We start from the raw sequence: 26170 nt of genomic DNA, 5'->3' as shown, positions 1-26170 counted from the left end.
GCACCCAATACCTGTGGGAGCTGGCTTGCCAGCGATGAGGCCAGTGGCCTCAGCACATAATCAAGCTTCCGGCCAGAACGCGCGAATCCCCGCTACACCCTGAGCGCCAACACCCCAAGCCTTCTCGCGCTCCACCGGACCAACACCGCCGAGCAAGAACACCGGCTTGCTGAAGCCCTCAATCAACGTCGACGCCTGCTCCCAACCCAACGGCTGCGCATCCGGATGGGTCAAGGTCGGCTGAACCGGCGACAGCGTGACGAAATCCACGCCCATCTGCTCGGCCAGCGCCAGCTCTTCAGCGTTATGGCACGAAGCCGCGAGCCAGCGCTCCGCCGGCAACGGGCGCCCCGCTTCGGCGTATTTGCGCAGTTGCGCGGCGGTGATGTGCCAGCCGGCGGCCGGGAAATCGCCAAGCCACTCGAACGGCCCCTTGATCATCAACTGCGCCTTGCCAGCACACAGGCCGACTGCATCCACCGCCAGGTCTCGATACTTGGGGTCATAGCCGTTCGGTGCGCGCAGCTGAATCAGTTTGATCCCGCCGGCAATTGCCTTCTGAATGCCGCGCAGCAGGGCCGGGGCTTCCAGATCGTCCGGGGTGATCAGGTATTCGCCGGGCAGGCGCGCCGCGGCCACGATCGGCTGATTGGCCGCCGGGAACTCGTAGTTCAGCAGATCCTTGGCGGTCACCCAGGCCAGTGGCTGACCTTCGGCACCGTGTGGTTCACCGCTGAAGCTCGACACTTCCCAGACATCCAGCAATACCTGCTTGTCGGGGTAATCATGGCGGACCTTGATCAGTGGACGAGCGGCGCCAACGACAATGCCCAGCTCTTCGTGCAGCTCGCGCGCCAAGGCGCTTTCGACCGATTCGTCAGCCTCGACCTTGCCGCCGGGAAATTCCCACAAGCCGCCCTGATGCTGGGTGTCGGCACGACGGGCGATGAGGATTTTGCTGCTGTCGTCACGAATGACGGCAGCCGCGACATGTACGCGTTTCACGGATTCAACTCCTCCAGTCCAGCCTTTTGCCACGCCTTGAAGGCGGGCCATTGGTAGACGGTTTCAACATAGGCTTCATCAACCGCCGGCAACTGCACCTGGTAAGTCCGCAGGCGCACGGCAATCGGGGCGAAGAACGCGTCAGCCAGGCTCACTCGGCCAAACAGATACGGCCCAGGCTCAGTGGCCGCCGCGCGGCATTCAGCCCACAGCGCGAGCATGCGTTCGATATCGACCTTTACTTCCGGCGGCACCGGGTTGAGCGGCGCGTCGTGGCTCAGGTTGAACGGCATGTGATTGCGCATGGCGAAGAAGCCGCTGTGCATCTGCGCGCAGGCGGATCGCGCCTGGGCACGGGCAAACAGGTCGGTTGGCCAGAGCTGTTCGGACGGGAACTGCTCGGCCAGGTATTCGGCGATCGCCAAAGAGTCGGCGATGGTGCCGCGAGAGGTTTGCAGCAATGGCACCTTGGCGGTCGGCGAATGCTTGAGCAGCCGCTCGCGGGTGTCGGGCTTGCCGAGCTTGATCAGTTCTTCGCTGTAGGGTGCGCCGGTCAGTTCCAGCGCCAGGGCGGCGCGCAAGGACCAGGAGGAAAGCAGTTTGTCGCCGATGATCAGGTGCAGGGACATGGTGTGGCGCCTTTTCGTCAGTGGAAAGCTTCAAGACTTAGAGTGACTGGGCCGACGCTTTCGCGGGCAAGCCCGCTCCCACAGTAGTTTCGGTCGTGCACAAATCTCGTGTACACCACAAATCCCTGTGGGAGCGGGCTTGCCCGCGAAGAGGCCGGCACATTCAACATTGATAATGCCTGACACAACGCCATCGCGAGCAGGCTCGCTCCCACATTGGATCGTGTTGTCACAAATCCCCCTGTGGGAGCGAGCCTGCTCGCGAAAGAAGCGACCCGGTCTTGGATCAGGTGCGGTACTCGGCGTTGATCTTCACGTATTCATGCGACAGGTCGGTGGTCCAGATGGTTTCGCTGCAATCACCGCGACCCAGTTCGATACGGATGGTGATCTCTTCCTGCTGCATCACCGCCGAACCCTGCGCCTCAGTGTAGGTCGCTGCGCGTGCGCCACGGCTGGCGATGCACACGTCGCCGAGGAACACGTCGATCTTGCTCACATCCAGATCCGGCACGCCGGCACGGCCGACAGCGGCCAGAATACGGCCCCAGTTCGGGTCGGAGGCGAACAGCGCGGTCTTGATCAGCGGCGAGTGGGCCACGGTGTAACCGACGTCGAGGCATTCCTGATGATTGCCGCCGCCGTTGACTTCAACAGTCACGAACTTGGTCGCGCCTTCGCCGTCACGCACGATGGCCTGGGCCACGTCCATGCACACTTCGAACACAGCCTGTTTCAGCTTGTTGAACAGCTCGCCTTCGGCGCGAGTGATTTCCGGCAGTGCAGCCTTGCCGGTGGCAATCAGCATGCAGCAGTCGTTGGTCGAAGTGTCGCCGTCGATGGTGATGCGGTTGAACGACTTGTTCGCGCCGTCGAGCATCAGGTTGTGCAGTACGTCGCGGGAGACTTTGGCATCGGTGGCGATGTAGCCGAGCATGGTCGCCATGTTCGGGCGAATCATGCCTGCACCTTTGCTGATGCCGGTGACAGTAATGGTCACGCCATCATGCTCGAACTGGCGGCTGGCACCCTTGGGCAGGGTGTCGGTGGTCATGATGCCAGTGGCGGCAGCTTCCCAGTTGTTTTCCGACAGATCATCCAGTGCGGCCTGCAGCGCGCCTTCGATCTTCTCGACCGGCAGCGGCTCACCGATCACGCCGGTGGAGTACGGCAGGATCTGGCTGGCATCGACACCTGTCAGCTCGGCCAGTTTGGCGGTGGTGCGCTCGGCAGCCGCCAGACCCGGCTCACCGGTACCGGCGTTGGCATTGCCGGTGTTGGTCAGCAGGTAACGCACGTCGTTGTGCACGCGTTTTTTCGCCAGGATCACCGGCGCGGCGCAAAAGGCGTTCAACGTGAACACACCGGCCACGGTCGAACCTTCGGCGCAGCGCATCACTACCACATCCTTGCGCCCGGGGCGCTTGATGCCGGCCGAGGCAATACCGAGTTCAAAACCGGCAACCGGGTGCAACGTTGGCAAAGGACCAAGACCAACAGCCATGAATGCGCTCCTTACTCAATGATGTCAGCACCGCTCACAGGGATGGCGGTGGTGTAAATGGCAAAACGCCGCGACGGCAGGAGCCGGTCGCGGCGCGGGTATTTCAGCGATTGAAACGGGGGTTAATGGATCTGCCCGTGGCAATGCTTGAATTTCTTGCCCGAACCGCAGTAGCACAGTTCGTTGCGACCCAGCTTCTGCTCGTTGCGCACCGGCGCGGTGGCGAGGGCGACATCGACCTCTTCACCCAATACTTCCGGCTGCTCCAGACCAGGGGCCTCGGCGTGTTCGAACTGCATGCGCGCGGCCAGTGCTTCGGCTTCCTCACGCAGGCGTTGCTCTTCGGCTTCCGGATCTTCGCGGCGCACCTGAACGTGCGACAGCACACGGATCGAGTCGCGCTTGATCGAATCCAGCAGCTCGGAGAACAGCGTGAACGACTCGCGCTTGTATTCCTGCTTCGGGTTCTTCTGAGCGTAGCCACGCAGGTGGATGCCGTGACGCAGGTGATCCATGGTCGACAGGTGGTCTTTCCACAGGTCGTCCAGCACGCGCAGAACGATCTGCTTCTCGAACGAGCGCAGTGCTTCGGCACCGGCCTGATCTTCTTTCTCGTTGTACGCTGCCATCAGCTCGACCATCAGCTTCTCGCGCAGGGTCTCTTCGTACAGGTGATCGTCTTCGTCGAGCCATTGCTGGATCGGCAGTTTCACCCCGAAGTCGCTGGCAATCGACGCTTCCAGACCGGCCACGTCCCACTGCTCTGGCAGCGATTGCGGCGGAATGTGCGCGCTGACGGTGGCGTTGAGCACGTCCTGACGGAAGTCGGCGATGGTTTCACCGATGTTGTCGGCGGCCAGCAACGTGTTACGCATGTGATAAATCACTTTACGCTGTTCGTTGTTGACGTCGTCGAACTCGAGCAGTTGTTTACGGATGTCGAAGTTGCGACCTTCCACCTTGCGCTGCGCCTTCTCGATCGCGTTGGTCACCATGCGGTGCTCGATCGCTTCGCCCGGCTGCATGCCCAGGGCTTTCATGAAGTTCTTCACCCGGTCAGAGGCGAAGATGCGCATCAGGCTGTCTTCCAGCGACAGGTAGAAGCGGCTGGAACCGGCATCACCCTGACGGCCGGCACGGCCACGCAACTGGTTGTCGATACGACGGGATTCGTGACGCTCAGAGGCGATCACCTGCAGACCGCCGGACTCCAGCACCTGCTGGTGACGCTTCTGCCAGTCGGCCTTGATCTGGGCGATCTGCTCGGGGCTCGGGTTTTCCAGCGCCGCGACTTCCACTTCCCAGTTACCGCCCAGCAGGATGTCGGTACCACGACCGGCCATGTTGGTGGCGATGGTCAGGGCGCCCGGACGACCGGCTTGCGCGATGATCTCGGCTTCTTTTTCGTGGAACTTGGCGTTCAGCACCTTGTGTTCGATGCCTTCCTTGTTGAGCAGGTTGGACACATGCTCGGAAGTTTCGATGGTCGCGGTGCCCACCAGGATCGGACGGCCCTGGGCCATGCCTTCCTTGATGTCATTGATGATCGCCGCGTATTTCTCTTCGGCGGTCAGGAACACCAGGTCGTTGAAATCTTTACGCGCCAACGGCTTGTTCGGCGGAATCACCATGACCTGCAAGCCATAGATCTGGTGGAATTCGAACGCTTCGGTGTCGGCGGTACCGGTCATGCCGGACAGCTTGGTGTACAGACGGAAGTAGTTCTGGAACGTGGTCGAGGCCAGGGTCTGGCTCTCGGCCTGGATGTTCAGACCTTCCTTGGCTTCGATGGCCTGGTGCAGGCCTTCGGACAGACGACGACCCGGCATGGTGCGGCCGGTGTGTTCGTCGACCAGTACGACCTGGCCGTCCTGCACGATGTATTCGACGTTGCGATGGAACAGCTTGTGCGCCCGCAGACCCGAGTAGACGTGGGTCAGCAGGCCCAGGTTATGCGCCGAGTACAGGCTCTCGCCTTCGGCCAGCAGGCCGACGCCGGTGAGCATTTCTTCGATGTACTGGTGACCGGCTTCGTTGAGTTCGACCTGACGGGTCTTCTCGTCGATGGTGTAGTGACCGGCTTTGGTGACCTGGCCTTCGACTTCTTCGACGTGCAGTTCCAGCTGCGGGATCAGTTTGTTGATCTCCATGTACAGCTTGGAACTGTCCTCGGCCTGGCCGGAAATGATCAGCGGGGTACGGGCTTCGTCGATGAGGATGGAGTCGACTTCGTCGATCACGGCAAAATTGAGTTCGCGCTGGAATTTCTCTTCCATGCTGAACGCCATGTTGTCGCGCAGGTAGTCGAACCCGAATTCGTTGTTGGTACCGTAGGTGATGTCGGCAGCGTAGGCGGCGCGCTTCTCTTCCGGCGGCTGGAACGGCGTCACGACGCCGACGGTCAGGCCGAGGAATTCATACAGCGGGCGCATCCAGTTGGCGTCACGGCGGGCCAGGTAGTCGTTCACGGTTACAACGTGCACGCCCTTGCCGGACAGCGCGTTGAGGTAAACGCCCAGGGTCGCTACGAGGGTTTTACCCTCACCGGTACGCATTTCGGCAATCATGCCTTCATGCAGGGTCATGCCGCCGATCAACTGGACGTCGAAGTGGCGCATGCCCATGACGCGCTTGCCGGCTTCACGGGCGACCGCGAAGGCTTCAGGCAACAGCTTGTCGAGGGATTCCCCTTTGGCGATACGGGCCTTGAACTCATTGGTCTTGGCGCGCAATTGATCGTCCGAAAGGGCCACCATTTGCTCTTCGAAGGCATTGACGAGCTGCACCGTCTTGAGCATGCGTTTGACTTCACGCTCGTTCTTGCTTCCAAAAAGTTTCTTTAACAAAGGCGCAAACATATCGGCAGGATCTTCCACACTAAAGGGATGGAGGGCGGCCCCGTGAGTCGCCCGTGCAGCCCTCATGGCCGCATGCGAACGAGCATTCTACCCGGAAACGGTGGTGAGGAAAGTGGCGATATTCCACGATGCTGGCACTGCGCTTTGACGGGGCTCACTTAAAATAAGGGCGTTTTGCTCAACTTCAACCCATCAAGGCAAGAAGTTAGTTGTTGATTTAATGGGTAAAGCAGGGACAAAAGCAATGGGCGAGTGGTTCCGTTGCTTTCTGCTAACATGGCGCTTCTGTTACTTCAGGTGTTCGATCATGGCATTTCGCCCCCTTACAGCCAGAGCGCCCGCCGTTCTGCTACGCGAAGCCAAGCCGCTCAAAGCCATTCTTGGTCATGCCCAACGCCTCGCTCATCTGCAACGCCTGCTTGAAAGCCAGCTGCAACCTGCCGCCCGCGCACATTGTCATGTGGCCAAGTGGCGTGAAGGCGAACTGTCGCTGGTGGTCACCGACGGCCATTGGGCGACACGCCTGCGCTACCAGCAAAAACGCCTGCAACGGCAATTGCAGCTGTTCGAAGAGTTCGCCAACCTGACGCGAATCAAATTCAGCGTGCGACCACCGATCGTCCAGCCTGGGGCTGTCGGGCACACGATGGACCTGTCGAGCAATGCGGCGGCGACCATTCAGTCCACGGCGGACGGGATCAGCGATCCCGCTCTGCGTGCGGCACTTGAGCGCTTGGCGGCACACGCCAAAGACAAATCCTGATCTCAATCCAGAAAACTGCCACTTATCTAATGTGGGAGCGGGCTTGCTCGCGAAGGCGCCCTTTCAGTCAACATTATTGTTGACTGGCAGACCGCTTTCGCGAGCAAGCCCGCTCCCACAGTTTGGATCAACGCCGTTTGCTGCCACCGAGCAACGACCCCATCAAGCCGCGCACCAGTTGTTTACCCAGATTATTGGCCGCCTGACGCATGGCTGACTTCAACGCCTGCCCCGCCGCCGTGCCCAGAAACTCTCCGGCACGATCAGCCAGGCTCGGCTCTTCGGCTGCCGGCTTACCCGCTGGCGCATCCGCCTCCGGCGCCAGATCCTTGCGGCCCATCAGGATTTCATATGCCGACTCACGATCGATCGGTTTGTCATATCGGCCCTTGAACGGCGACCCGGCGATCAGCATCGTACGTTCGGTTTCGCTCAACGGCCCGATCCGCGACTGTGGCGGCGCCACCAGCACCCGCTGGACCATCTCCGGCGTGCCTTTTTCCTGCAGCGTCCCGACCAGTGCTTCACCGATGCCCAGCTCGGTCAGTACCGACAAGGTGTCGAACGCCGGATTCGGCCGGAAGCCATCGGCTACCGCTCGCAGGGATTTCTGTTCCTTGGCGGTGAACGCACGCAAGCCGTGCTGAATCCGCAGGCCAAGTTGCGCCAGCACGTCATCCGGCAGGTCGCCCGGCGACTGGGTGACGAAATACACGCCGACACCTTTCGAGCGAATCAGCCGCACCACCTGCTCCAAACGCTCCTGCAACGCCTTGGGCGTATCGCCGAACAACAAATGCGCTTCATCGAAGAACAGCGCCAGCAGCGGTTTGTCGGCATCGCCGCGCTCCGGCAATTGCTCGAACAGCTCGGCCAGCAGCCACAGCAGGAACGTCGCGTAGACTTTTGGCGCCTCATGTACCAGACGACTGGCATCGAGCAAATGAATCCGCCCACGACCATCGGCGGCCGGTTGCAGAATGTCTTCGAGTTGCAGCGCCGGTTCGCCGAACAACGCTTCAGCGCCCTGCTGCTCCAGAGTCGCCAGCCGGCGCAATAGTGCCTGACTGGAACCGGTGGTCATCAGCGCCGCGTCTTCGCCGAGCAGCTGCGGGTTGTCCTTGAGGTGATTGAGCAGCGCCTTGAGGTCTTTCAGGTCGAGCAGCAACAGGCCTTCGCGGTCGGCCACTTTAAACGCCGCGTACAGCGCCGACTGCTGGCTGTCGGTCAGTTCCAGCAGGCTGCCAATCAGCAACGGGCCCATTTCACTCAACGTGGTGCGCAACGGATGACCGGACTCCCCGTGAATATCCCACAGCGTCACCGGATAAGCCTGCGGTTTGTGGTCGAGCCAGGGCATCCCGGCGATGCGCTCGGCGACTTTGCCCTGCGGATTGCCGGCGGCGCCCAGGCCGCACAGATCGCCCTTGATGTCGGCGGCGAACACCGCGACCCCGGCGTCACTGAATGCTTCGGCAAGGCGTTGCAAAGTCACGGTCTTGCCGGTCCCGGTCGCACCGGCGATCAGCCCGTGGCGGTTGGCCAGGCGCATGGCCTGAGCAATCGGTTGCCCCGCCAGATCGGCGCCGATAACGAGTTGCGATGTGTCAGGCATTTTGTCACCTATGGTTAATCTTTAATCCGCTGTGGCCGATAGATAAGGGCGAGAACCTGACTGAAAAGTCGGTCGGACATTTCCCTAAGGAGAGTCGGAAATATCAGTTTGTTTCACCCTTGCCCATTTTGCGCGTCTTTATAAAAGCACGCCCAGGACATTAAGACCTTAGCGGAACCCCAAGCCATGAACAAAAACCTGCGCTTCAGCCATAAAATTTTGCTTGCCGCCGCCCTCATCGTCATCGCCGCTTTCGCCTCGTTCACGCTGTACAACGACTGGCTGCAACGCAACGCGATCCGCGATGACCTGAACAACTATCTCAACGAGATGGGCGAAGTCACCGCCGATAACATCCAGACCTGGCTCAACGGGCGCATTCTGCTGGTCGAGAACGCCGCCCAGAATATTGCCATCAATCCGGACCCGGCCAACGTCGCCAGCCTGCTGGAACAGAAATCCCTGACCTCGACGTTCATGGCCACTTACCTGGGCGATGCCACCGGTCACTTCACCATCCGTCCGGACGTGAAGATGCCGGACGGTTTCGATCCTCGGGTGCGCCCTTGGTATAAAGGGGCCGAGAGCAGCAGCGCGTCGACCCTGACCGAACCGTACATCGACGCCGCCACCGGGCAGTTGATCATCTCCATCGCCACCGCCTCGAAAAAGGCCGGTCAGAGCGTCGGCGTGGTGGGCGGCGACCTGAGCCTGCAAACCCTGGTCGACACCCTTACTGCGCGAGACTTCTCCGGCATGGGCTATGCGTTCCTGGTCAGCGCCGACGGCAAGATCCTCGTGCACCCGGACAAGGCACTGGTGATGAAATCACTGAAAGAAGCCTATCCGCAGGACACTCCGCGCATCAGCAGCGACTTCAGTGAAATCACTGTCGATGGCAAGACGCGCATCGTCAGCTTCACCCCGATCAAAGGCCTGCCGTCGGTCAACTGGTACATCGGGCTGTCGGTGGACAAGGACAAAGCCTTCTCGATGCTCAGTGAGTTCCGCACCTCGGCGGTGATTGCCACGGTGATTGCGGTGGTGATCATCATCGCGCTGCTGGGCATGCTGATTCGCCTGCTGATCCAGCCACTGCACGTCATGACCCGCGCCATGGAAGACATCGCCGACGGCGAAGGCGACCTGACCAAGCGCCTGACCATCGTCAATAACGATGAGTTTGGCGTGCTGGGTACCGCATTCAACCGTTTCGTCGAGCGTATTCACGGCTCGATCCGGGAAGTGTCGTCGGCCACCGGCCAGGTCAACGAGGTTGCGCTGCGCGTGGTCGCGGCGTCCAACTCGTCGATGTACAACTCCGACCAGCAAGCCTCGCGCACCAGCAGCGTCGCCGCCGCGATCAATCAACTGGGCGCCGCCGCCCAGGAAATCGCCCGCAACGCCGCGCAAGCCTCGAACCAGGCCAGTGACGCCCGCGGCCTCGCCGAAGACGGCCAGCAAGTGGTGGATCGCAGCATCAAGGCGATGAATCAACTGTCGAGCATGCTCAGCGCCTCCAGCAGCAACATCGAGTCGCTGAACAGCAAAACCGTGAACATCGGGCAGATCCTCGAAGTGATCACCAGCATCTCCCAGCAGACCAATCTGCTGGCACTCAACGCCGCGATCGAAGCCGCGCGGGCCGGTGAGGCCGGACGCGGTTTTGCCGTGGTCGCCGACGAAGTGCGCAACCTGGCGCACCGCACTCAGGAATCGGCGCAGCAGGTGCAAACCATGATCGAGGAGCTGCAAGTCGGCGCCCGTGAATCGGTGAGCACCATGAGCGACAGCCAGCGCCACAGCCAGGACAGCGTGGAAATCGCCAACCTCGCCGGCGAACGCCTCAACAGCGTGACCCAGCGTATCGGCGAAATCGACGGAATGAACCAGTCGGTGGCAACAGCGACCGAGGAGCAGACCGCGGTGGTGGAATCCATCAACGTCGACATCACCGAGATCAACACGCTGAACCAGGAAGGCGTCGAGAACCTGCAGGCGACCTTGCGCGCTTGTTCGGATCTGGAGCAGCAGGCTTCGCGTCTGCAGCAACTGGTCGGCAGCTTCAGGATTTAAGGCGCAGCCACTGGCCTCTTCGCGAGCAAGCCCGCTCCCACATGGGATCTGTGTCGTTTGCAGATCCCTGTGGGAGCGGGCTTGCTCGCGAAGGCATCCTGACAAACACCGCAACACCTCCCTGACACTCCCACCGCGCAATCCCGACCGAACATCTATTCTGGATAAAGGTCAACCAAGGGAGTGCAACGCAGCGGAGGGTTGATCACTGTGCATATCGCCGACATCACCATGTTCTACGCCCCGGCCAGCGGCGGCGTACGCACCTATCTGGATGCCAAGCATCGCCGGTTGGGGGGCAAAACGGGCATTCGTCATAGCCTGCTGATTCCCGGCGCGCATTTCGGTGAAAACGACGGTATCTATACCGTGCCCGCACCCGCCCTACCCTTCGGCAAAGGCTATCGCTTCCCGCTGCGCCTCGCGCCATGGCGCAATGTCCTGCAGGGTTTGCAGCCGGATCTGATCGAAGTCGGCGACCCGTACCTCACCGCGTGGGCGGCGCTGGATGCACGGCGCCAGCTGGATGTACCGGTGATCGGCTTTTATCACTCGGACCTGCCGCTACTGGTCGGCAATCGCATGGGCCATTGGGTCACGCCGAACGTCGAGGCGTACGTCACCAAGCTCTATGGCAACTTCGATCGAGTGCTGGCGCCCAGCCAGGTGATGGCCGACAAGCTCACCGGTTTGGGGGTGCGCAATGTATTCGTGCAGCCATTGGGCGTGGATCTGCAAACCTTTCACCCTGACGCCCGCGACAACGGCCTGCGCGCCGAACTGGGAATTGCCGAAGACACGCGCCTGCTGATCTTTGCCGGGCGCGGTTCCAAAGAGAAGAACCTGCCGGTGCTGCTCAAATGCATGCAGCGCCTCGGCCCACGCTATCACCTGCTGCTGGTTGGCTCGTCGATGCCGGCCGCCGTCCCGGACAACGTCAGCGTGATCGACGCCTTCTGCCCGGCGCCCACCGTCGCCCGCTTGATGGCGAGCGCCGATGCCCTGATCCATGCCGGTGACCAGGAAACCTTCGGCCTGGTGATCCTCGAAGCCATGGCCTGCGGGATTCCGGTGGTCGCGGTGGCGGCCGGGGCGTTTGAAGAGATCGTCGCCGACGACTGCGGCTTGCTCTGTGCACCGAACAACCCACAAGCCATGGCCAATGCCGTGCGCGAGCTGTTCAGTCGCGGCTGCGTGAAACTCGGCCAACAGGCGCGGCAACACGTCGAACGGCGTTATTCCTGGGACAGCGTGGTCGACAGCCTGCTCGGCCATTACCACGCGGTGCTCGGTCACTCGCTGCCAAGGGTGGCCAATGGCTGATTCCTTGAATGACCGCGCAGTGCTACTGGTGCTGCACGACGTGGCACCGTCAACGTGGGCGGATTATCGGCCATTTGTCGAGGCGGTCGACGCAATGGGCGGCGTGCCGATGACCTGGCTGGTCGTTCCGGATTTCCATGGCCACGACGCGCTTGAGGATCATCCCGCGTTTTGCCGAATGCTCGGCGAGCGGCTGGCCCGTGGCGATGAACTGGCCTTGCACGGCTATCACCATGACGACCGCGAGCCAGCGCCAGCCACACCCCGCGACTGGTTCATGCGCCGAATCTATACCCACGAAGGGGAGTTTTATCGCCTGTCCCACGAAGCCGCCCTGGCGCGACTGCGCGACGGCATCGAACTGTTCCGGCGCAATGACTGGCCGTTGCACGGCTTCGTCGCCCCGGCCTGGTTGATGAGCGAGGGCACGCGCCAGGCCCTTCGCGAAACACCATTGAGCTACACCAGCGACCCGCAACATCTTTATCAATTACCGGATTTCACCGCCATCAACGCCCCGGGCCTGGTCTGGAGTGCGCGCAGCGCCTGGCGCCGAGGTCTGTCAAAACTCGTCAGCGAGCAACGCCAACAGCAGTGGCGCGACGCCGCGGTGATTCGTCTAGGCTTGCACCCGGTAGACATGCGCCACGCCTTCGCGCGTGATTACTGGCTGCAAACCCTTGAACGGCTGCTGGCAGAAGGACGCACGCCCATGAACAAAATCGACTGGTTCACCCGGCAACGCAGGCGAATGGAGCGCGCTGCATGAGTCGCGGCATTGTGCTGTTGATCGGCCTGCTCGCCGCCGTGCTGATTCCCGTGCTGCTCGGCGGCGGCGAGATCGGTGCGCGGCTGCAGAATTTTCCGCTGCACTGGCTGCTGATCATGTTCGGCATGATCCTGCTCTGCTGGGGCATCAACACCCTGCGTTTGCGCCTGCTGCTGGGTGATCAGCGCGAACGGGTCACGCCGCTGAAAAGCCTCGGCGTGGTCATGGCCGCCGAGTTCGCCTACTGCGCCACTCCCGGCGGCAGTGGCGGACCGCTGACGATCATGGCGTTGCTGGCGCGCTGCGGCGTACGCCCGGCCCGTGGCAGCGCAGTGTTTGCCATGGATCAGTTGAGCGATCTGCTGTTCTTTCTCTGCGCCCTGAGCGGCATCCTGATTTACGCGTTGTTTCAGCATCTCAGTGACCGCCTGGAGTGGTTGCTGATGGTCAGCGCCGTGTCGCTGTTCGGTGGGCTGTTCAGTTGCGTGCTGCTGGCGCGCTACCACCGCCGCCTGATCCTTCTGAGCGGACGCCTGCTTGCCCGCCTCAACGTGCAACCGGCCACGCGTCGGCGCTGGGCGCGCAAGCTGCTGCATTTTCTCGACGCGTTTATCGACACCCTCAAGTTGCCGTGGCAAACCCTGGTCAAGGTGTTCGCCCTGACCTGCATGCACTGGCTGCTACGCTACAGCGTGTTGTATCTGGCCCTGCGCGGACTGGGCGCGGATCTGCAGTGGGCCTGGAGTTTTCTGGTGCAGATGCTATCGCTGGGGGCTGGTCAAATGAGCCTGTTGCCCGGTGGTGCGGGCGCCGCAGAGCTGACCTCGGCGGCGCTGCTGGCGCCGATGGTCGGCAAATCCACTGCGGCGGCAGCGATTCTGATCTGGCGGGTGGTGACGTTCTATTTCTATCTGGTGGTGGGCGGCCCGGTGTTTCTATTGATGCTCGGGCGGCCGCTGCTCAAGAAGCTGTTGAAGATCAGGCAGGCTTCTCAGGTTCGTCCGCCTGCTCCTTGAGCTGCTCCCACAGCTCGGCGGCGCCGGGAAACTCGGTGCCGTCTTCCGGGCTCAGGTCATCCGGGTCGTAGCGGCTCAAACAGCCCTCCCCCAGGGTGGCAGGCGCTTTCGAAGTGGCTTTGTCCAATGGGTCGCTCACGGGCAGTTCCTCAAGGGCTGAAACGAAAAAAGGGCCTGGGACGATTGAACGCCCAAGCCCTTCTTTATTCAAGCACGCGCAGGTTCGATCAGAACACCACGGTCTTGTTGCCGTGCACCAGCACACGGTCTTCGAGGTGATAACGCAAGCCTCGGGCCAACACCATCTTCTCGACGTCACGGCCGAAACGCACCATGTCTTCGATACTGTCGCTGTGGCTGACACGCACCACGTCCTGCTCGATGATCGGGCCGGCGTCCAGCTCTTCGGTGACATAGTGGCAGGTCGCGCCGATCAGCTTCACGCCGCGAAGCGACGCCTGATGGTACGGCTTGGCGCCGACGAACGACGGCAGGAAGCTGTGGTGAATGTTGATCACCTTGTGCGCGTATTCGCGGCACAGGGCCGGCGGCAGGATCTGCATGTAGCGCGCCAGCACCACCACTTCGGCATCGTGCTGTTTGACCAGACGCGAGACTTCGGCGAACGCCGGCTCCTTGTCCTGCGGATTGACCGGGACATGGTAATAAGGAATGCCGTGCCACTCGACCATGCTGCGCAGGTCATTGTGGTTGGAAATCACGCAGGAGATTTCGCAATCGAGCTCGTCGCTGTGCCAGCGGTGCAGCAAGTCGGCCAGGCAGTGGGATTCGCGGCTGGCCATCAGCACCACGCGTTTCTTCTGCTCGGTGTCGGTGATGCGCCAGTCCATCGAGAACTCTTCGGCGATCGGCGCAAACTTCTCGCGCAGCACTTCAATACCGAACGGCAGCGAATCGGCGCGGATCTCGTGACGCATGAAGAACCAGCCGTTCTGATTATCCGAGTGGTGGCTCGCTTCGGTGATCCAGCCGTTGTGGGATGCCAGAAAGTTACTGACTTTGGCAACGATGCCAACGCGGTCAGGGCAGGAAATCACCAACCGAAAGGTGCGCATGGGGGGAAAACTCCAGAACTTCGCAAAGGCGGCCATTCTAGCGACTGTGCGCGGAAACTGCAGTATTGATGACCACATGTCCGCAGGCAGGCCCGATTAGCGACGCCTGACGCCACGCGCGGCGAAACGATAGTCCTGCAGTGAAGCTGTTCGGCCAGATAATTGTGAATATTCGTGATGACTGCATCACATTATTTAAATGACCATTCAATTTACCGGTTATTCCTTGCAACTAATTCAAATAAAAAAACCGGTTAAATGTTTACTTGATGAAACAGCCTGACTATTATTGCGGCACTGTCCCCTGCCATTCAACACATCTGCATAAGGTAGTTACCATGTCCTTGATCAACGAATATCGCGCCACCGAAGAAGCAATCAAAGAGCTGCAAGCGCGTTTGAAGAACCTGTCGCAAGACGACAAACTGCAAGCCGAGCTGGAATTCGAAGGCAAACTGCGCACCCTGATGGGCGAATACTCCAAGTCCCTGCGCGACATCATCGCCCTGCTGGATCCGGAATCGAAAACCAAAGGCACCCGTGGCGCCGCAGTAAAAACTACCGGCACCAAGCGCGCGCGCAAAGTTAAACAATACAAAAACCCGCATAACGGCGAAGTCATCGAAACCAAAGGTGGCAACCACAAGACTCTGAAAGAGTGGAAAGCCAAGTGGGGCGGTGACGTGGTTGAAGGCTGGGCTACCCTGCTGGGCTAAGCCGCAACGCCTGTCGCAGACTGATTCTGCGGCCCATGAAAAACGCCAGCATACGCTGGCGTTTTTTTATGCCCGGCATTTCATGGGCGCACTATGTTCGATTTCAAAGATTCAAACGTTTGCGCAATGCCTCGACATAATTCTGCCACTCATTGAGCACTTGATTCTGTATCGGCGTAGCACTAAGCGCCCATTGCTGCGCGGCCTCGGCAAAAGATTGCAGGGTATTAGGCGCGCCCATTTGCGGCTCGGACAAACGCTGCTGACAGAATATTCTCCAGCGTTCTTGCTCCTCGAAATTCAACGTGTCGGGAAAGTTGCGTGCGCGATATCGAAAGAGTAATTCCGGCAGACGTTCATCATCGAACGGCCAGTGCTCTTGCGCTAATTGCGCCGGATCCGCCGTTCTCACTTGCTCGCATAGACGCCGATCGCGATCACCGATAAATCCATCGTACAACTGCTGTTCCGGATCTTCGCTGGGCGTGAAGTCTTCGCTGGCGTAAATCGCCGCGACTTTATCTTTCCAAACTTGTTGTGCGTCACTTAGCCGCAGTGCACGTGCCTGATACAGCGCCATGTCCAGGCCCAGACGCTGCTGATCGTCGGCACGCAACACCGACAACGGCGCCACCACCGGGCAGCGATTGATGTGAATCAGTTTCAGCGGCACCGGCAGTTCACCCTCGGCGAGGTCGTCGCGGCGGGTGTACAGGCGCCGGCGCAGGGTTTCGGCGTCCAGGTCCAGCAAGCCTTGCGGATCAAGGTGCAGGTCACAGACGATCAGCGCATTGCGATTACGCGGATGCCAGGCCAATGGCAGCACCACACCGACATAGTGCCGCGCCGCCGAGAAGCGTCCGGAGATATGCACCAGCGGTTGCAGCAGGCGAATCTGATCCATGACCTTCTGTTTGCTACGCAATTGAAACAGCCAGTCATACAACTTCGGCTGTTTCTCGCGGATCAACCGCGCCAGCGCAATGGTGGCGCGCACGTCCGAGAGCGCTTCGTGCGCATGCCCATGGTCGATGTGGTTGGCCGCCGTCAGGCGTTCGAGCTTGAGGGTGACCTTGCCTTCGTCGTCGGTCGGCCAGACCAGGCCATCCGGGCGCAACGCATACGCGGCGCGCACCACATCGATCAGGTCCCAGCGACTGTTGCCGCCTTGCCATTCACGGGCGTAGGGGTCGAAAAAATTGCGGTACAGGCTGTAGCGGGTCATCTCGTCGTCGAAACGCAAGGTGTTGTAACCCGCACCGCAAGTGCCGGGCGCCGCCAGTTGCGCGTGTACGCGGGTCATGAAGTCGGCTTCGCTCAAACCCTGTTCGGCGAGACAGCTCGGGGTGATACCGGTAATGGCGCACGCCGCCGGGTGCGGCAGGATGTCTTCGCTGGGCTGGCAGTAGAGGTTGACCGGTTCGTCGATTTCATTGAGGTCGTGGTCGGTGCGAATCCCGGCGACCTGCAGCGGACGGTCGTTGCGCGGATTGATGCCGGTGGTCTCGTAGTCGTACCAGAAGATTGAAGTCACGGGCGGTTCCTGAACTGAAGATCGGCAAAGTCTAGGCGTTGAACCGCGGTCGCGGCCAGCGCTGTGTCATTCAACCACCGCGCATCACACGATGTGCAATACATAGTTATGTCGTTTTCCCCCAAGAGGCTGCTAGCATCGGACCGACTTCGCATCCCGATCCGGCCCCATCAGGTAGCCCATGCTCGAGAACACAGCACTGCCACGGAAAGCACCGCTGAAACCGCCACTCGATACCCGCTATCAAGTGGAAACCCCGGAGGGCATCGACCTGCCGCTGCGCCCGGCCGGTCTGATGGTGCGCAGCCTCGCCTTCGGTATCGACCTGGGCATTCGCGGGGCCATCCTCGGCGTGCTGTTTCTGCTGCTGGCGTTTCTCGGCCAGCTCGGCATGGGCCTGGGCTCACTGCTGCTGTTTGCCGTCAGCTGGTGGTACATGGTGCTGTTCGAAGTGTTGCGTCAGGGCCGTTCGCCGGGCAAGCAATGGATGGGCCTGCGGGTGATCCACGATGACGGCACACCGATCGGCTGGTCGGCCTCGCTGCTGCGCAACCTGCTGCGTTTTGTCGATCTGCTGCCGTTCGGTTATTTCCTCGGCGCCATCAGCTGCCTGCAACACCCGACCTTCAAACGCCTCGGCGACATCGCCGCCGGCACGCTGGTGGTCTACAGCGAACGCGCCCTGCTCCGCCCGCAATTACCTGACGCCCAGCCACGCAGCTCGCCCGTGCCGCTCAACCTCGGCGAACAACGCGCCTTGCTCGCCTTCGCCGAACGTCAGGCTGAACTGTCGCCGGCGCGGGTCAATGAGCTGGCCGCGCTGCTCGCCCAACCGCTGCACATCTCGGCGCCCAAAGCGGTCAGCGAACTCAATGGTATCGCCCACGGCTTGTTGGGTCCGACATGAAGCAGAGTCTTTTCGAAGCTCGTCACAAGGCCGAATGGGAGCGCTTCACCCTGGCCCTCGAACGCCTCGAACATGGCAAGGACACCTCGCAGGCAGCCAGTTTCCCCAAGGCTTATCGACGCCTCTGCCAGCATCTGGCGCTGGCACAGGCGCGTGGCTACAGCAGTTTTCTGATCGACTCGCTGCAACAACTGGTGTTGCGCGGCCACCAGCAGCTGTATCGGCACCGCAGTCGATTCGGCGCCAACCTCCTGGGTTTCATCCTCGCTGACTTTCCTCGACTGGTGCGTGCCGAATGGCCGTTTGTGCTGGCCGCTGGTCTGATGTTTTTCGGCAGCCTGATCGGCTTTGCCTTGCTGGTGTATGCCTTTCCCGAACTGATCTACAACCTGATCCCCGCCGAACAGGTGCGCGACATGCAGAGCATGTACGACCCGGTCGCCGGGCACCTCGGGCGCTCGGCCGAACGGGCGGCCAGCGAAGACTGGGTGATGTTCGGCTATTACGTGATGCACAACATTGGCATCGCCTTTCAGACTTTCGCCAGCGGTTTGCTGCTGGGCGTCGGTAGCGCGTTCTTCCTGTTCTATAACGGCTTGATCATCGGCGCGGTGGCCGGGCACCTGACCGAAATCGGTTTTGGCCAGACGTTCTGGTCGTTCGTGATCGGCCACGGCGCCTTCGAGCTGAGCGCCATTGCCCTGGCGGGCGCGGCGGGGCTAAAGCTCGGCTGGGCAGTGATTGCACCGGGGCGGCTGACCCGTGGTGAAGCGCTGGTGCAGGCGGCGCGCAAAAGCGTGCTGCTGGTGTGCGGGGTCATGCTGTTCCTGCTGATCGCAGCATTCATCGAAGCGTATTGGTCGTCGAAGACCGGGGTCACACCGCCGATCAAATATGCGGTCGGTGCCGCGTTGTGGCTCGCAGTGGCGGCCTATCTGCTGTTCGCCGGAAGGACACGCCATGCGCCTGAGTGACGCCACCGTGGCGATCCGCCCGCGCAGCACCTGGGAAGCCATGGACCTGGGCGTGCTCATGAGCCAGCAGCACCGACGCCTGCTGATGACCAGTTGGGCCATCGTCACCCTGCCGCTGTTCGCGGTGCTGACGTTGTTGCTATGGGATTCGCCGTCGCTGGCGGTATTCATTTTCTGGTGGCTGAAACCAGCCTACGAACGCCTGCCGCTGTACATCCTGTCCAAAGCCCTGTTCGGCGAAACACCGACACTGAAACAGGCCCTGCGCGAATTTCCGCGACTGCTCAAACCGCAATGGCTGGCCAGCCTGACCTGGCGCAGGTTGAGCTTGAGTCGCAGCTTCTTGCTGCCGGTACTGCAACTCGAAGGCCTCGACGGCACCGCCCGTCAGCAACGCTTGCAGGTGTTGCTGCAACGCAATGCCGGCGCCGCGCAATGGCTGACGATCATCGGCATGCATCTGGAGACCGCACTGTGGATCGGTCTGATGGTGCTGTTCTACATGCTGCTGCCGCAGCAGATTGAAACCGACTGGGACTGGCAGTCGCTGATCCTCGATGCGGATCACCATTGGCGTTGGCTGGAACACCTGACCAACGCCTTCTACGCGTTGGTGCTGGTGGTCTGGGAACCGATTTATGTCGCCTGCGGTTTCAGCCTGTACCTGAACCGGCGCACGGCACTGGAAGCGTGGGACATCGAGCTGGTGTTCCGCCGTTTGCGCCAGCGCCTGAACACCAGCGCTCTGGGCCTGCTGCTGGTTATCTGTCTGTTGCTGCCAGCGGTGCCACCGGCGTGGGCGGATGCGCCGGCAAACGCTCCGGAAGCACCCCGCCTGCTGAATCAGCCGCTGACCAGTCAGGCTGCGCACGACAGCATCAAGGCGCTGCTCGAACAACCACCGTTCAAGAACAAGGAAAGCGTGACCCGCTATCGCTTTGGCGACGATCCGGCAGCCCCGGCCGAGGACAAACCCGGCGAGGCACCGCAATGGCTGAAAACCCTGCTCGGCTGGCTGGACAGTCAGCGCTTCAATGCGCTGGCCGGCCTGATTGAAGTGTTGTTGTGGGGAGCGTTGATCGCCGCTGTGGGCTGGCTGATCTGGCGCTATCGCGAGTTCCTGCGCACCTTCGTCAGTCGCCGGGCGAAGTTGCGCGCCCGCGTCAGGCCACCTGCGCCGCAACAAGCATTTGGCCTGGACCTGACCCCGCAATCCTTGCCCGACGACATCGCCGCCAGTGCCGAACAACTCTGGCAGACCCAGCCGCGCGCGGCGCTGGGCTTGCTCTATCGCGGATTGCTCAGCCGTCTGCTGCACGATTTTGCCCTGACCTTGAAACCCGCCGACACCGAGCATCAGGTGCTGCTGCGGGTCGAGCAACTGCAGCGCCCTGAACTGCTGGCGTTCAGTCGCACCCTGACGCTGCACTGGCAGAACATGGCCTACGGGCACCGCGTGCCGGCGGCACATCTGCAACAGGAACTGTGTGACGGCTGGCGTGCCCTGTTCGGCTCGGGAGCGCGCGCTTGAACCGGCGCAGCGCGTGGCTGCTCGGCGGGCTGATGGTCGCCCTGCTCGCGGCGTTGAGCGTTTATCTGTACCTCAAGGCGCGGCCCTATCAGGAAGTGATCGATCACGGCCCCTCGCCCCAGGCGCAGGCCAATCCTTATCTGGCGGCAGAACTGTTTTTGCGCGAGCGCGGCCTCAACGTCGGCCAGGCCGAAACACTGGCGGCGCTGCCCGATATCGATCCGCGTCGGCACACCCTGCTGTTGTTCGGCGAGCGCTCGCGCATGACCCCGCGTCAGGTCGATCAGGTGTTGAACTGGGCCCGCGCCGGTGGGCGCCTGGTATTCGTGGCCGAAGCGCTGTGGGACAAGCAGGCCAGACAAAGCGATGATCTGTTGCTGGATCGGGTGCAGTTGCACCAGTCCCTGAGCAAGGACCTCAAGGAGCCGCCGGCGGAGCTGGCCGATGATCCGTACCCGAATCTGACCAAGCTCTACCTGGAAGATGAGGACGCTCCCGCCTACGCCGGTTTCGACACCGCGTTCCATCTGGACGATCCGAACAATCTCGCCCAGGCCTGGGCCAACAGCGCCAAGGCCACGCACATGATGCAACTGCCGTACGGCCTCGGCTCGATCACCGTGGTCACCGATGCCGAACTGTGGAAAACCCCGGCCATCAGCAAGCATGACAACGCCTGGCTGCTCTGGTACCTGAGCGCCGACACCGACGTCACGCTGATTTTCAACACGGCGCACGATGGTCTGCTGACCTTGCTCTGGCGTTACTTCCCGCAAGCCATCGTCGCCCTGCTGGCGCTGATCGGCCTCGGCCTGTGGCACGTTGCTGCGCGCCATGGACCACTGCAGGCACCCGCCCCGAGTGGCCGCCGGCAGTTGCAGGAACACCTGCGCGCCAGTGCCGATTTCATCCTGCGCCACAACGGTCAGCACGTCCTGTTGCAAGCCCTGCAACAGGACGTGCTGCGCTGCGCCCGCCGCCGCTATCCCGGCTTCGACCAATTGAACGTGGCCGAGCAATGGCTGGTGCTGTCGCGCCTGACCCGCCAGCCAACCCGCGCAATCAGTCAGGCCCTCAGCCCGGTGCCGAAACAGCGCATGAGCAGCGCTGATTTCAGTCGCCAGGTGGCCCACCTGCAAACCTTGAGGAACACGCTATGAGTGAACAGATCGAGCCCGGCAGCGCCAGCCACGCCGCCCAGCAACGCCAGCGTGCCAGCCAGTTGGCGCAAGCGCTGCGCGGCGAATTGCAGAAGGCCCTGATCGGCCAGAACAGCGTGATCGACGATGTGCTGACCGCGCTGATCGCCGGCGGTCACGTGCTGCTTGAGGGCGTTCCGGGGCTGGGCAAGACCTTGCTGGTGCGGGCGCTGGCGCGCTGCTTCGGCGGCGAGTTCGCGCGCATCCAGTTCACCCCGGACTTGATGCCCAGCGACGTCACCGGCCACGCGGTGTACGACCTGCACACCGAGCAGTTCAAGCTGCGCAAGGGGCCGCTGTTCACCAACCTGCTGCTGGCCGACGAGATCAACCGCGCACCGGCGAAAACCCAGGCGGCGTTGCTCGAAGCGATGCAGGAGCGCCAAGTCACCCTCGAGGGTCGGGCGCTGCCGATCGCCCAGCCGTTCATGGTGCTCGCCACCCAGAATCCGATCGAGCAGGAAGGCACTTATCCACTGCCGGAGGCCGAACTTGACCGCTTCATGCTCAAAGTGCGCATGGACTACCCGGAGGCCGAGCAAGAGCTGAACATGGTGCGTCAGGTCAGCCGCTCGACCCGCGCCGACATGCTCGACGTGCAGCCGTTGCGTACGGTCCTGCAAGCCAAGGACGTGCAGGCCTTGCAACGCATCGCCAGTGACCTGCCGATCGACGATCAGGTGCTCGATTACGCCGTGCGGCTGGCGCGCAGCACCCGCTCCTGGCCCGGCCTGACCCTCGGCGCCGGGCCGCGAGCCTCGATTGCGCTGGTGCGATGCGCCCGCGCCCGTGCGTTGCTGCGCGGCGGCGAGTTCGTGATTCCCGATGACATCAAAGGTTGCGCGCTCTCGGTGCTGCGCCATCGGGTGCGAGTGGCGCCGGAGCTGGACATCGAAGGTCTGCAGGTCGATCAGGTGCTGCAGCAACTGCTCGACCAAGTGCCGGCGCCGCGCCTGTGAAACCGTCACGCCTGCTGCTGATCTGGCTCGCGATTCTGCTGGCCGTCGGCACGCTGCTGGGCACGCTGCAAGCTCTCGACATCGACGTGCCCGCCACGCTGTTGTCGATCAACTGGGGCTTGCTCCTGGCTCTGCTGGTGCTGGCGCTCATCGATGCGCTGCGCCTGAACAACCTGCCCTCGCCGCGCATCCAGCGGCAGATGCCCGGCAGCCTGGCACTCGGCCGTTGGAGCGAGGTGCGGCTGCAGCTCAGCCATGACTTCAATGAGCCGGTCGCGGTGGAGATTTTCGACCACGTGCCACAGGGCCTGAGCTTCGAAAACCTGCCGCTGGCGATTGAACTGCAACCCGGGCAATTCAGCGCGGTCGGCTACCGTCTGCGCCCGCTCAAGCGCGGGCACTTCAGCTTCGAACAGTGCGAAATCAACCTGCCCAGCCCGTTCGGTCTGTGGACAGGCAAACGCCTGCTCGCCGTGAGCGGCGAGATCCGCGTCTACCCGGACTTCGCAAAGCTCTACGGTGGGCAGTTGCTGGCGGTGGACAACTGGCTCAGCCAGCTCGGTGTGCGCCAGCGCCAGCGTCGCGGGCAGGGTCAGGAATTTCATCAGTTGCGCGAATTTCGCGAAGGCGACAGCCTGCGCCAGATCGACTGGAAAGCCACCGCCCGTCAGCGCACGCCGATTGCCCGCGAGTATGAAGACGAGCGTGATCAACAGATCATGTTCATGCTCGATTGCGGGCGGCAAATGCGCAGCCATGATGGCGAGCTGTCGCATTTCGACCATGCGCTGAATGCGTGTCTGCTGCTGAGCCATGTCGCGCTGCGTCAGGGCGATGCGGTGGGATTGAGTACATTTGCAGACGATCAACCGCGATATCTAGCTCCGGTAAAAGGCAGCGGGCAACTCAACGTCCTGCTCAACACGGTCTACGATCTGGCGAGTAGCCAACGTCCGGCGGACTATCAGGCAGCCATTCGGCAACTACTAACACGTCAGAAACGACGGGCACTGGTCATCCTTATGACCAACCTGCAGGATGAGGACCATGGCGAACTGACCAACGCAGTCCAACACCTGAGCCGCCAGCATCAAGTGTTAGTGGTCAGCCTGCGCGAAGAAACGCTCGACCAAATGCGCCAAGACTCGGTACAAACCCTTCCTGAAGCATTGGCCTATTGCGGCGCAGTGGATTACCTAAACGCTAGGGCCGAACTGAATGAGCGCCTGATGGCTCATGGCACACCTGTGCTGGATGTCCCTACCAGTAAGCTAAATACTGAACTAGTGTCAATTTACTTAAGCTGGAAGAAAGCTGGAGCCCTATAGACATTGTAGATTTCACGCCGGCGGGGTGTTTCAAATTGGCAAGCGGGTGTAGATTTCTTAATAAGAAATACCGCTGCTAAAAGGGCTTTTCCATTGATCGGTATCTCACTCCACTTATTTAAAGGAGTGCCAGTCCGCTCCTTGAGGCGGCCCATCCCGCGCTATCGGATTGCCCGCTAAATTTTCCCATGCAGCCATGCTCGAAGCCTCTCGAACGGAGTCGAAGAATGCCCACTAAATATTCATTATCTGATGTGTTGGAAAGGATTTATCAGAATCAGCTTGGGCTGGAGGCAGCCCTAATGGAGCTAACACTCCAGGTCGAAGAGAGGGGGTTTACCGAGATCGGAGAAAACGTCCGCTCTGCGCTTTTTGTCATTGGAGAAAATGCCGGCTATATCAAGCAGGGCTTGGCGAAACTCAGAGCAAAGGAAACGGACTAGGCCTCAAAAACTCAATGAATTTTGTCGACCGCTTTGGTGTTATCCACAGGGTGATTATCGAAGCGATTTGACGATTCAAAAACCTTCCAACACCCCACCTAAAATCCCCCCGTCTTATATCGAAATGAAACAGATTGATGCGTTCGGGTACACATATCCGTCATCCGAATGAAGTCTTTCCCCAAACCTAGGAATTTAGGCTACACGACGTGGCGCCTTTGCCTACGAACACACCAGAATGCTCTGTCTTGTACGCATTGGTGAGGCTCCGTAACTTGATCTTGGCCGCTGAATCAGCGGTCGAAATTAATTGTCCGGGGCAATGTCGAGGCAGTAGCTTCAGTCAGGCTAGTAACATTTTAGCTGTTAGCAGGACGTCTCTAGGTGAGCCGAACAGCTCACCTCCCCCCGGCCGAATAACCTCTTCATAGCAGTTTCCGTTCACGTTCACCCGAACTGGAAGCCAAGCAAAAAGGATATAAAGCCATGAACAGTGCAACATCAAATCCTCCAGAATCTGACGCGACTTCCAGCTGTCTCCCCCCTGATTCAGAGAGGTTTCAGGAAGCCGCAGAACGCGCCCTCGACCACTACCTCAAACCAAAATCGCCCTCACGCAATTCCGTGGATCGCGGCATGCAGATGTTCGTTGTCGCCCCCGACCTCAACCCCGAAGCCATCGCCATCCAGACCTACGAAACCTTCTCGTCGGTGAGCATTCTGCTGCTGGATCTGGCGGACAGCCTGGAAGACAAACCACGGCATCTGGCGATGGCGATCTATCAGTTGAGCGAGATGGGTTTGTTGCTGGCGGAGAAGACACTGGACAGTGAGCGGGCGATTGCCTTGAAGGCTTGAAGATCAAAAGATCGCCGCCTGCGGCAGCTCCTGCAGGAAAATTGCATTTCCACTGTAGGAGCTGCCGCAGGCGGCGATCTTTGGTTTTGGCTGTATCAGGCAGACGCCGGCAGGGGCTGAAAACTGAAGTACTGCTTCAACGCCTGCACCAGTTGCGCATATTCCGGCGGCGGGCGTTGCAGGCTGAAGCCGGCGTCGTAGTGCATCGGGGTCGCGTCTTCATGGCACCACAGGCAGCACGCCGTCAGGTCGATGACCTGCTGGCAGCCATCGCCGAGCGGAATTTTGAGACGCAGACTGAAATCGACACCGGTCATCATCGGTAACTGGCTGATGAGCATCAGCCCGTCTTCGGACACATTGCCCAGAAAACCGATGGGTTTGTCGGTGACGCTGTTGAACACCCTGAGGAAGTACGGCAACTGGTGCCGTTCGATTCGTCGGTCGGTAAACATGCGAGGTACGCCACGCAAGGCCCCATCACAGAGCCGCACCTTTGCTTCGGAACACGCCTGTGTCACAGACACGCTCTCCCCGCTTCCGGTGGCATGGTCGCCAATACGCCATCGCCTCAACATCGACCAGTCGCAGGTGTTGCCCCATGTTTAGAGGCCAGACTCTAAACCGGATCACTGGACTATAGCTCAACCTGTACAGTCAGCCAGCGTTTGTATGACATCCGGCATCAGAAGCGTTGCGCACTCGGCACCGCCGCCGCACTGCGAGTCGGGTAATGTCCCAGGCTCTGCAGGGTTTCCAGGCGGGCGCGGGCGCGGAAGGCGTATTCGCTGTTGGGGTACGAGGCGATGATGAACTGGTAGGTCTGCGCAGCGTCGATGTACATTTTTTGCCGTTCCAGGCACTGGCCGCGCATCATCGACACTTCCGGCCACACATACGGACGGGCCCGGCTGGCGCGTTCGACCTTGGACAGTTCGAGCATCACCTGCTCGCAATTGCCCCGGTCGTAGGCGCTGTAGGCGTTGTTCAAATGATGGTTCATCGACCAACGGGTGCAGCCCGTGACGGCGAGGACGCTGAGGGCAAGGGCGGCAATGGGCAACAATCGCATGGGGAGGTTCTCCTG

The 26170-nt window shown here is 61.0% G+C and carries 24 protein-coding genes and 1 pseudogene; 15 read left to right on the top strand and 10 right to left on the bottom strand.

The window, feature by feature from the left end; translation table 11 throughout:
- Positions 1-60: 60 nt before the first annotated feature.
- The 4 genes from HDC30_RS16800 to secA all read right to left on the bottom strand — a co-directional run bounded on the left by HDC30_RS16800 (position 61) and on the right by secA (position 5996).
- A complete protein-coding gene (locus tag HDC30_RS16800) occupies positions 61-1005 on the bottom strand; it encodes a Nudix family hydrolase (RefSeq protein ID WP_183784088.1) in 945 nt (314 codons plus the stop codon).
- Positions 1002-1634 (bottom strand): glutathione S-transferase family protein, encoded by a 633-nt coding sequence (locus HDC30_RS16795; RefSeq protein WP_183784086.1) that lies wholly within the window; start codon positions 1632-1634, stop codon positions 1002-1004. The genes HDC30_RS16800 and HDC30_RS16795 overlap by 4 nt, the downstream gene beginning before the upstream one ends.
- Before the next feature lie 286 nt (positions 1635-1920).
- A complete protein-coding gene (gene argJ, locus HDC30_RS16790) occupies positions 1921-3138 on the bottom strand; it encodes a bifunctional glutamate N-acetyltransferase/amino-acid acetyltransferase ArgJ (RefSeq protein ID WP_097085964.1) in 1218 nt (405 codons plus the stop codon).
- Between the two features lie 122 nt (positions 3139-3260).
- A complete protein-coding gene (secA, locus tag HDC30_RS16785) occupies positions 3261-5996 on the bottom strand; it encodes a preprotein translocase subunit SecA (RefSeq protein ID WP_183784084.1) in 2736 nt (911 codons plus the stop codon).
- 307 nt (positions 5997-6303) lie between these two features.
- Here secA and HDC30_RS16780 point away from each other — a divergent pair, with 307 nt between their 5' ends.
- The gene (locus HDC30_RS16780) at positions 6304-6759 is read left to right on the top strand and encodes a DUF721 domain-containing protein (RefSeq protein WP_096795098.1); all 456 of its coding nucleotides are present in this window, start codon (positions 6304-6306) and stop codon (positions 6757-6759) included.
- Positions 6760-6886: 127 nt separating this feature from the next.
- Here HDC30_RS16780 and HDC30_RS16775 read toward each other — a convergent pair whose 3' ends face one another.
- Positions 6887-8374 carry a helicase HerA-like domain-containing protein gene (locus HDC30_RS16775; RefSeq protein ID WP_096795099.1) on the bottom strand — a complete coding sequence of 496 codons (1488 nt, stop codon included), beginning with the start codon at positions 8372-8374 and terminating at the stop codon, positions 6887-6889.
- Positions 8375-8560: 186 nt separating this feature from the next.
- Here HDC30_RS16775 and HDC30_RS29580 point away from each other — a divergent pair.
- The 5 genes and pseudogenes from HDC30_RS29580 to HDC30_RS16755 all read left to right on the top strand — a co-directional run.
- Positions 8561-9592, top strand: a pseudogene (locus HDC30_RS29580) (cache domain-containing protein); the annotation flags it as partial.
- A gap of 93 nt (positions 9593-9685) precedes the next feature.
- Complete coding sequence (locus tag HDC30_RS29575; RefSeq protein WP_409347916.1) at positions 9686-10450, top strand: methyl-accepting chemotaxis protein; 765 nt, start codon at positions 9686-9688, stop codon at positions 10448-10450.
- Between the two features lie 231 nt (positions 10451-10681).
- Positions 10682-11773 (top strand): glycosyltransferase family 1 protein, encoded by a 1092-nt coding sequence (locus HDC30_RS16765; protein ID WP_183784132.1) that lies wholly within the window; start codon positions 10682-10684, stop codon positions 11771-11773.
- A complete protein-coding gene (locus HDC30_RS16760; protein ID WP_183784079.1) occupies positions 11766-12542 on the top strand; it encodes a DUF2334 domain-containing protein in 777 nt (258 codons plus the stop codon). Before HDC30_RS16765 ends, HDC30_RS16760 begins: the two co-directional genes overlap by 8 nt.
- Positions 12539-13558, top strand: coding sequence for a lysylphosphatidylglycerol synthase transmembrane domain-containing protein (locus tag HDC30_RS16755; protein ID WP_115984285.1), 1020 nt, complete (start codon positions 12539-12541; stop codon positions 13556-13558). Before HDC30_RS16760 ends, HDC30_RS16755 begins: the two co-directional genes overlap by 4 nt.
- Here the strand turns inward: HDC30_RS16755 and HDC30_RS16750 are convergent.
- Positions 13521-13697 carry a hypothetical protein gene (locus HDC30_RS16750; RefSeq protein WP_167797083.1) on the bottom strand — a complete coding sequence of 59 codons (177 nt, stop codon included), beginning with the start codon at positions 13695-13697 and terminating at the stop codon, positions 13521-13523. The genes HDC30_RS16755 and HDC30_RS16750 overlap by 38 nt on opposite strands.
- 88 nt (positions 13698-13785) lie before the next feature.
- Complete coding sequence (gene purU, locus HDC30_RS16745; RefSeq protein ID WP_003227580.1) at positions 13786-14634, bottom strand: formyltetrahydrofolate deformylase; 849 nt, start codon at positions 14632-14634, stop codon at positions 13786-13788.
- Positions 14635-14972: 338 nt separating this feature from the next.
- On the opposite strand from purU, the gene mvaT reads away from it, so the two are divergent.
- The gene (gene mvaT / locus HDC30_RS16740; RefSeq protein WP_003227581.1) at positions 14973-15350 is read left to right on the top strand and encodes a histone-like nucleoid-structuring protein MvaT; all 378 of its coding nucleotides are present in this window, start codon (positions 14973-14975) and stop codon (positions 15348-15350) included.
- 103 nt (positions 15351-15453) lie between these two features.
- On the opposite strand, the gene sbcB is transcribed toward mvaT, so the two are convergent.
- Positions 15454-16884 carry an exodeoxyribonuclease I gene (sbcB, locus tag HDC30_RS16735; RefSeq protein WP_183784077.1) on the bottom strand — a complete coding sequence of 477 codons (1431 nt, stop codon included), beginning with the start codon at positions 16882-16884 and terminating at the stop codon, positions 15454-15456.
- Positions 16885-17065: 181 nt separating this feature from the next.
- On the opposite strand from sbcB, the gene HDC30_RS16730 reads away from it, so the two are divergent.
- The 8 genes from HDC30_RS16730 to HDC30_RS16695 all read left to right on the top strand — a co-directional run bounded on the left by HDC30_RS16730 (position 17066) and on the right by HDC30_RS16695 (position 25083).
- Positions 17066-17791 carry an RDD family protein gene (locus HDC30_RS16730; RefSeq protein WP_183784075.1) on the top strand — a complete coding sequence of 242 codons (726 nt, stop codon included), beginning with the start codon at positions 17066-17068 and terminating at the stop codon, positions 17789-17791.
- The gene (locus tag HDC30_RS16725; protein WP_183784073.1) at positions 17788-18765 is read left to right on the top strand and encodes a stage II sporulation protein M; all 978 of its coding nucleotides are present in this window, start codon (positions 17788-17790) and stop codon (positions 18763-18765) included. The genes HDC30_RS16730 and HDC30_RS16725 overlap by 4 nt, the downstream gene beginning before the upstream one ends.
- On the top strand, positions 18752-20296 hold the full coding sequence (locus tag HDC30_RS16720) for a DUF4129 domain-containing protein (RefSeq protein WP_183784071.1): 1545 nt from the start codon (positions 18752-18754) through the stop codon (positions 20294-20296). The genes HDC30_RS16725 and HDC30_RS16720 overlap by 14 nt, the downstream gene beginning before the upstream one ends.
- On the top strand, positions 20293-21456 hold the full coding sequence (locus HDC30_RS16715; protein ID WP_183784069.1) for a DUF4350 domain-containing protein: 1164 nt from the start codon (positions 20293-20295) through the stop codon (positions 21454-21456). Before HDC30_RS16720 ends, HDC30_RS16715 begins: the two co-directional genes overlap by 4 nt.
- Positions 21453-22454 (top strand): MoxR family ATPase, encoded by a 1002-nt coding sequence (locus HDC30_RS16710; protein ID WP_007965902.1) that lies wholly within the window; start codon positions 21453-21455, stop codon positions 22452-22454. Before HDC30_RS16715 ends, HDC30_RS16710 begins: the two co-directional genes overlap by 4 nt.
- The gene (locus tag HDC30_RS16705) at positions 22451-23782 is read left to right on the top strand and encodes a DUF58 domain-containing protein (protein ID WP_183784067.1); all 1332 of its coding nucleotides are present in this window, start codon (positions 22451-22453) and stop codon (positions 23780-23782) included. The genes HDC30_RS16710 and HDC30_RS16705 overlap by 4 nt, the downstream gene beginning before the upstream one ends.
- A gap of 227 nt (positions 23783-24009) precedes the next feature.
- Positions 24010-24225, top strand: a complete 216-nt coding sequence (locus HDC30_RS16700; RefSeq protein ID WP_007965898.1) for a hypothetical protein — start codon at positions 24010-24012, stop codon at positions 24223-24225.
- 486 nt (positions 24226-24711) lie between these two features.
- Positions 24712-25083, top strand: a complete 372-nt coding sequence (locus HDC30_RS16695) for a DUF6124 family protein (protein ID WP_007965896.1) — start codon at positions 24712-24714, stop codon at positions 25081-25083.
- A 95-nt stretch (positions 25084-25178) separates the two neighbouring features.
- Here the strand turns inward: HDC30_RS16695 and HDC30_RS16690 are convergent, their stop codons facing one another.
- On the bottom strand, positions 25179-25538 hold the full coding sequence (locus HDC30_RS16690) for a PilZ domain-containing protein (RefSeq protein ID WP_027612508.1): 360 nt from the start codon (positions 25536-25538) through the stop codon (positions 25179-25181).
- A 230-nt stretch (positions 25539-25768) separates the two neighbouring features.
- Entirely contained in the window at positions 25769-26155 is a 387-nt protein-coding gene (locus HDC30_RS16685) for a tol-pal system YbgF family protein (RefSeq protein WP_007965893.1), read from the bottom strand.
- Positions 26156-26170: the final 15 nt, after the last annotated feature.

The organism is Pseudomonas sp. JAI115 (genome assembly GCF_014200835.1).
GTDB lineage: Bacteria > Pseudomonadota > Gammaproteobacteria > Pseudomonadales > Pseudomonadaceae > Aquipseudomonas > Aquipseudomonas putida_A.
This window is presented reverse-complemented; position numbering and strand designations above follow the sequence as displayed.

Coding starts and splice junctions, on each gene's coding strand:
- HDC30_RS16730 (WP_183784075.1), top strand. CDS start 17,066: ATGCTCGAGAACACAGCACTGCCACGGAAAGCACCGCTGAAACCGCCA.
- HDC30_RS16775 (WP_096795099.1), bottom strand. CDS start 8,374: ATGCCTGACACATCGCAACTCGTTATCGGCGCCGATCTGGCGGGGCAA.
- purU (WP_003227580.1), bottom strand. CDS start 14,634: ATGCGCACCTTTCGGTTGGTGATTTCCTGCCCTGACCGCGTTGGCATC.
- HDC30_RS16795 (WP_183784086.1), bottom strand. CDS start 1,634: ATGTCCCTGCACCTGATCATCGGCGACAAACTGCTTTCCTCCTGGTCC.
- HDC30_RS16700 (WP_007965898.1), top strand. CDS start 24,010: ATGCCCACTAAATATTCATTATCTGATGTGTTGGAAAGGATTTATCAG.
- mvaT (WP_003227581.1), top strand. CDS start 14,973: ATGTCCTTGATCAACGAATATCGCGCCACCGAAGAAGCAATCAAAGAG.
- HDC30_RS16710 (WP_007965902.1), top strand. CDS start 21,453: ATGAGTGAACAGATCGAGCCCGGCAGCGCCAGCCACGCCGCCCAGCAA.
- HDC30_RS16695 (WP_007965896.1), top strand. CDS start 24,712: ATGAACAGTGCAACATCAAATCCTCCAGAATCTGACGCGACTTCCAGC.
- HDC30_RS29575 (WP_409347916.1), top strand. CDS start 9,686: ATGTACAACTCCGACCAGCAAGCCTCGCGCACCAGCAGCGTCGCCGCC.
- HDC30_RS16780 (WP_096795098.1), top strand. CDS start 6,304: ATGGCATTTCGCCCCCTTACAGCCAGAGCGCCCGCCGTTCTGCTACGC.
- secA (WP_183784084.1), bottom strand. CDS start 5,996: ATGTTTGCGCCTTTGTTAAAGAAACTTTTTGGAAGCAAGAACGAGCGT.
- argJ (WP_097085964.1), bottom strand. CDS start 3,138: ATGGCTGTTGGTCTTGGTCCTTTGCCAACGTTGCACCCGGTTGCCGGT.
- HDC30_RS16765 (WP_183784132.1), top strand. CDS start 10,682: ATGTTCTACGCCCCGGCCAGCGGCGGCGTACGCACCTATCTGGATGCC.
- HDC30_RS16760 (WP_183784079.1), top strand. CDS start 11,766: ATGGCTGATTCCTTGAATGACCGCGCAGTGCTACTGGTGCTGCACGAC.
- HDC30_RS16690 (WP_027612508.1), bottom strand. CDS start 25,538: ATGTTTACCGACCGACGAATCGAACGGCACCAGTTGCCGTACTTCCTC.
- HDC30_RS16725 (WP_183784073.1), top strand. CDS start 17,788: ATGAAGCAGAGTCTTTTCGAAGCTCGTCACAAGGCCGAATGGGAGCGC.
- HDC30_RS16685 (WP_007965893.1), bottom strand. CDS start 26,155: ATGCGATTGTTGCCCATTGCCGCCCTTGCCCTCAGCGTCCTCGCCGTC.
- HDC30_RS16720 (WP_183784071.1), top strand. CDS start 18,752: ATGCGCCTGAGTGACGCCACCGTGGCGATCCGCCCGCGCAGCACCTGG.
- HDC30_RS16755 (WP_115984285.1), top strand. CDS start 12,539: ATGAGTCGCGGCATTGTGCTGTTGATCGGCCTGCTCGCCGCCGTGCTG.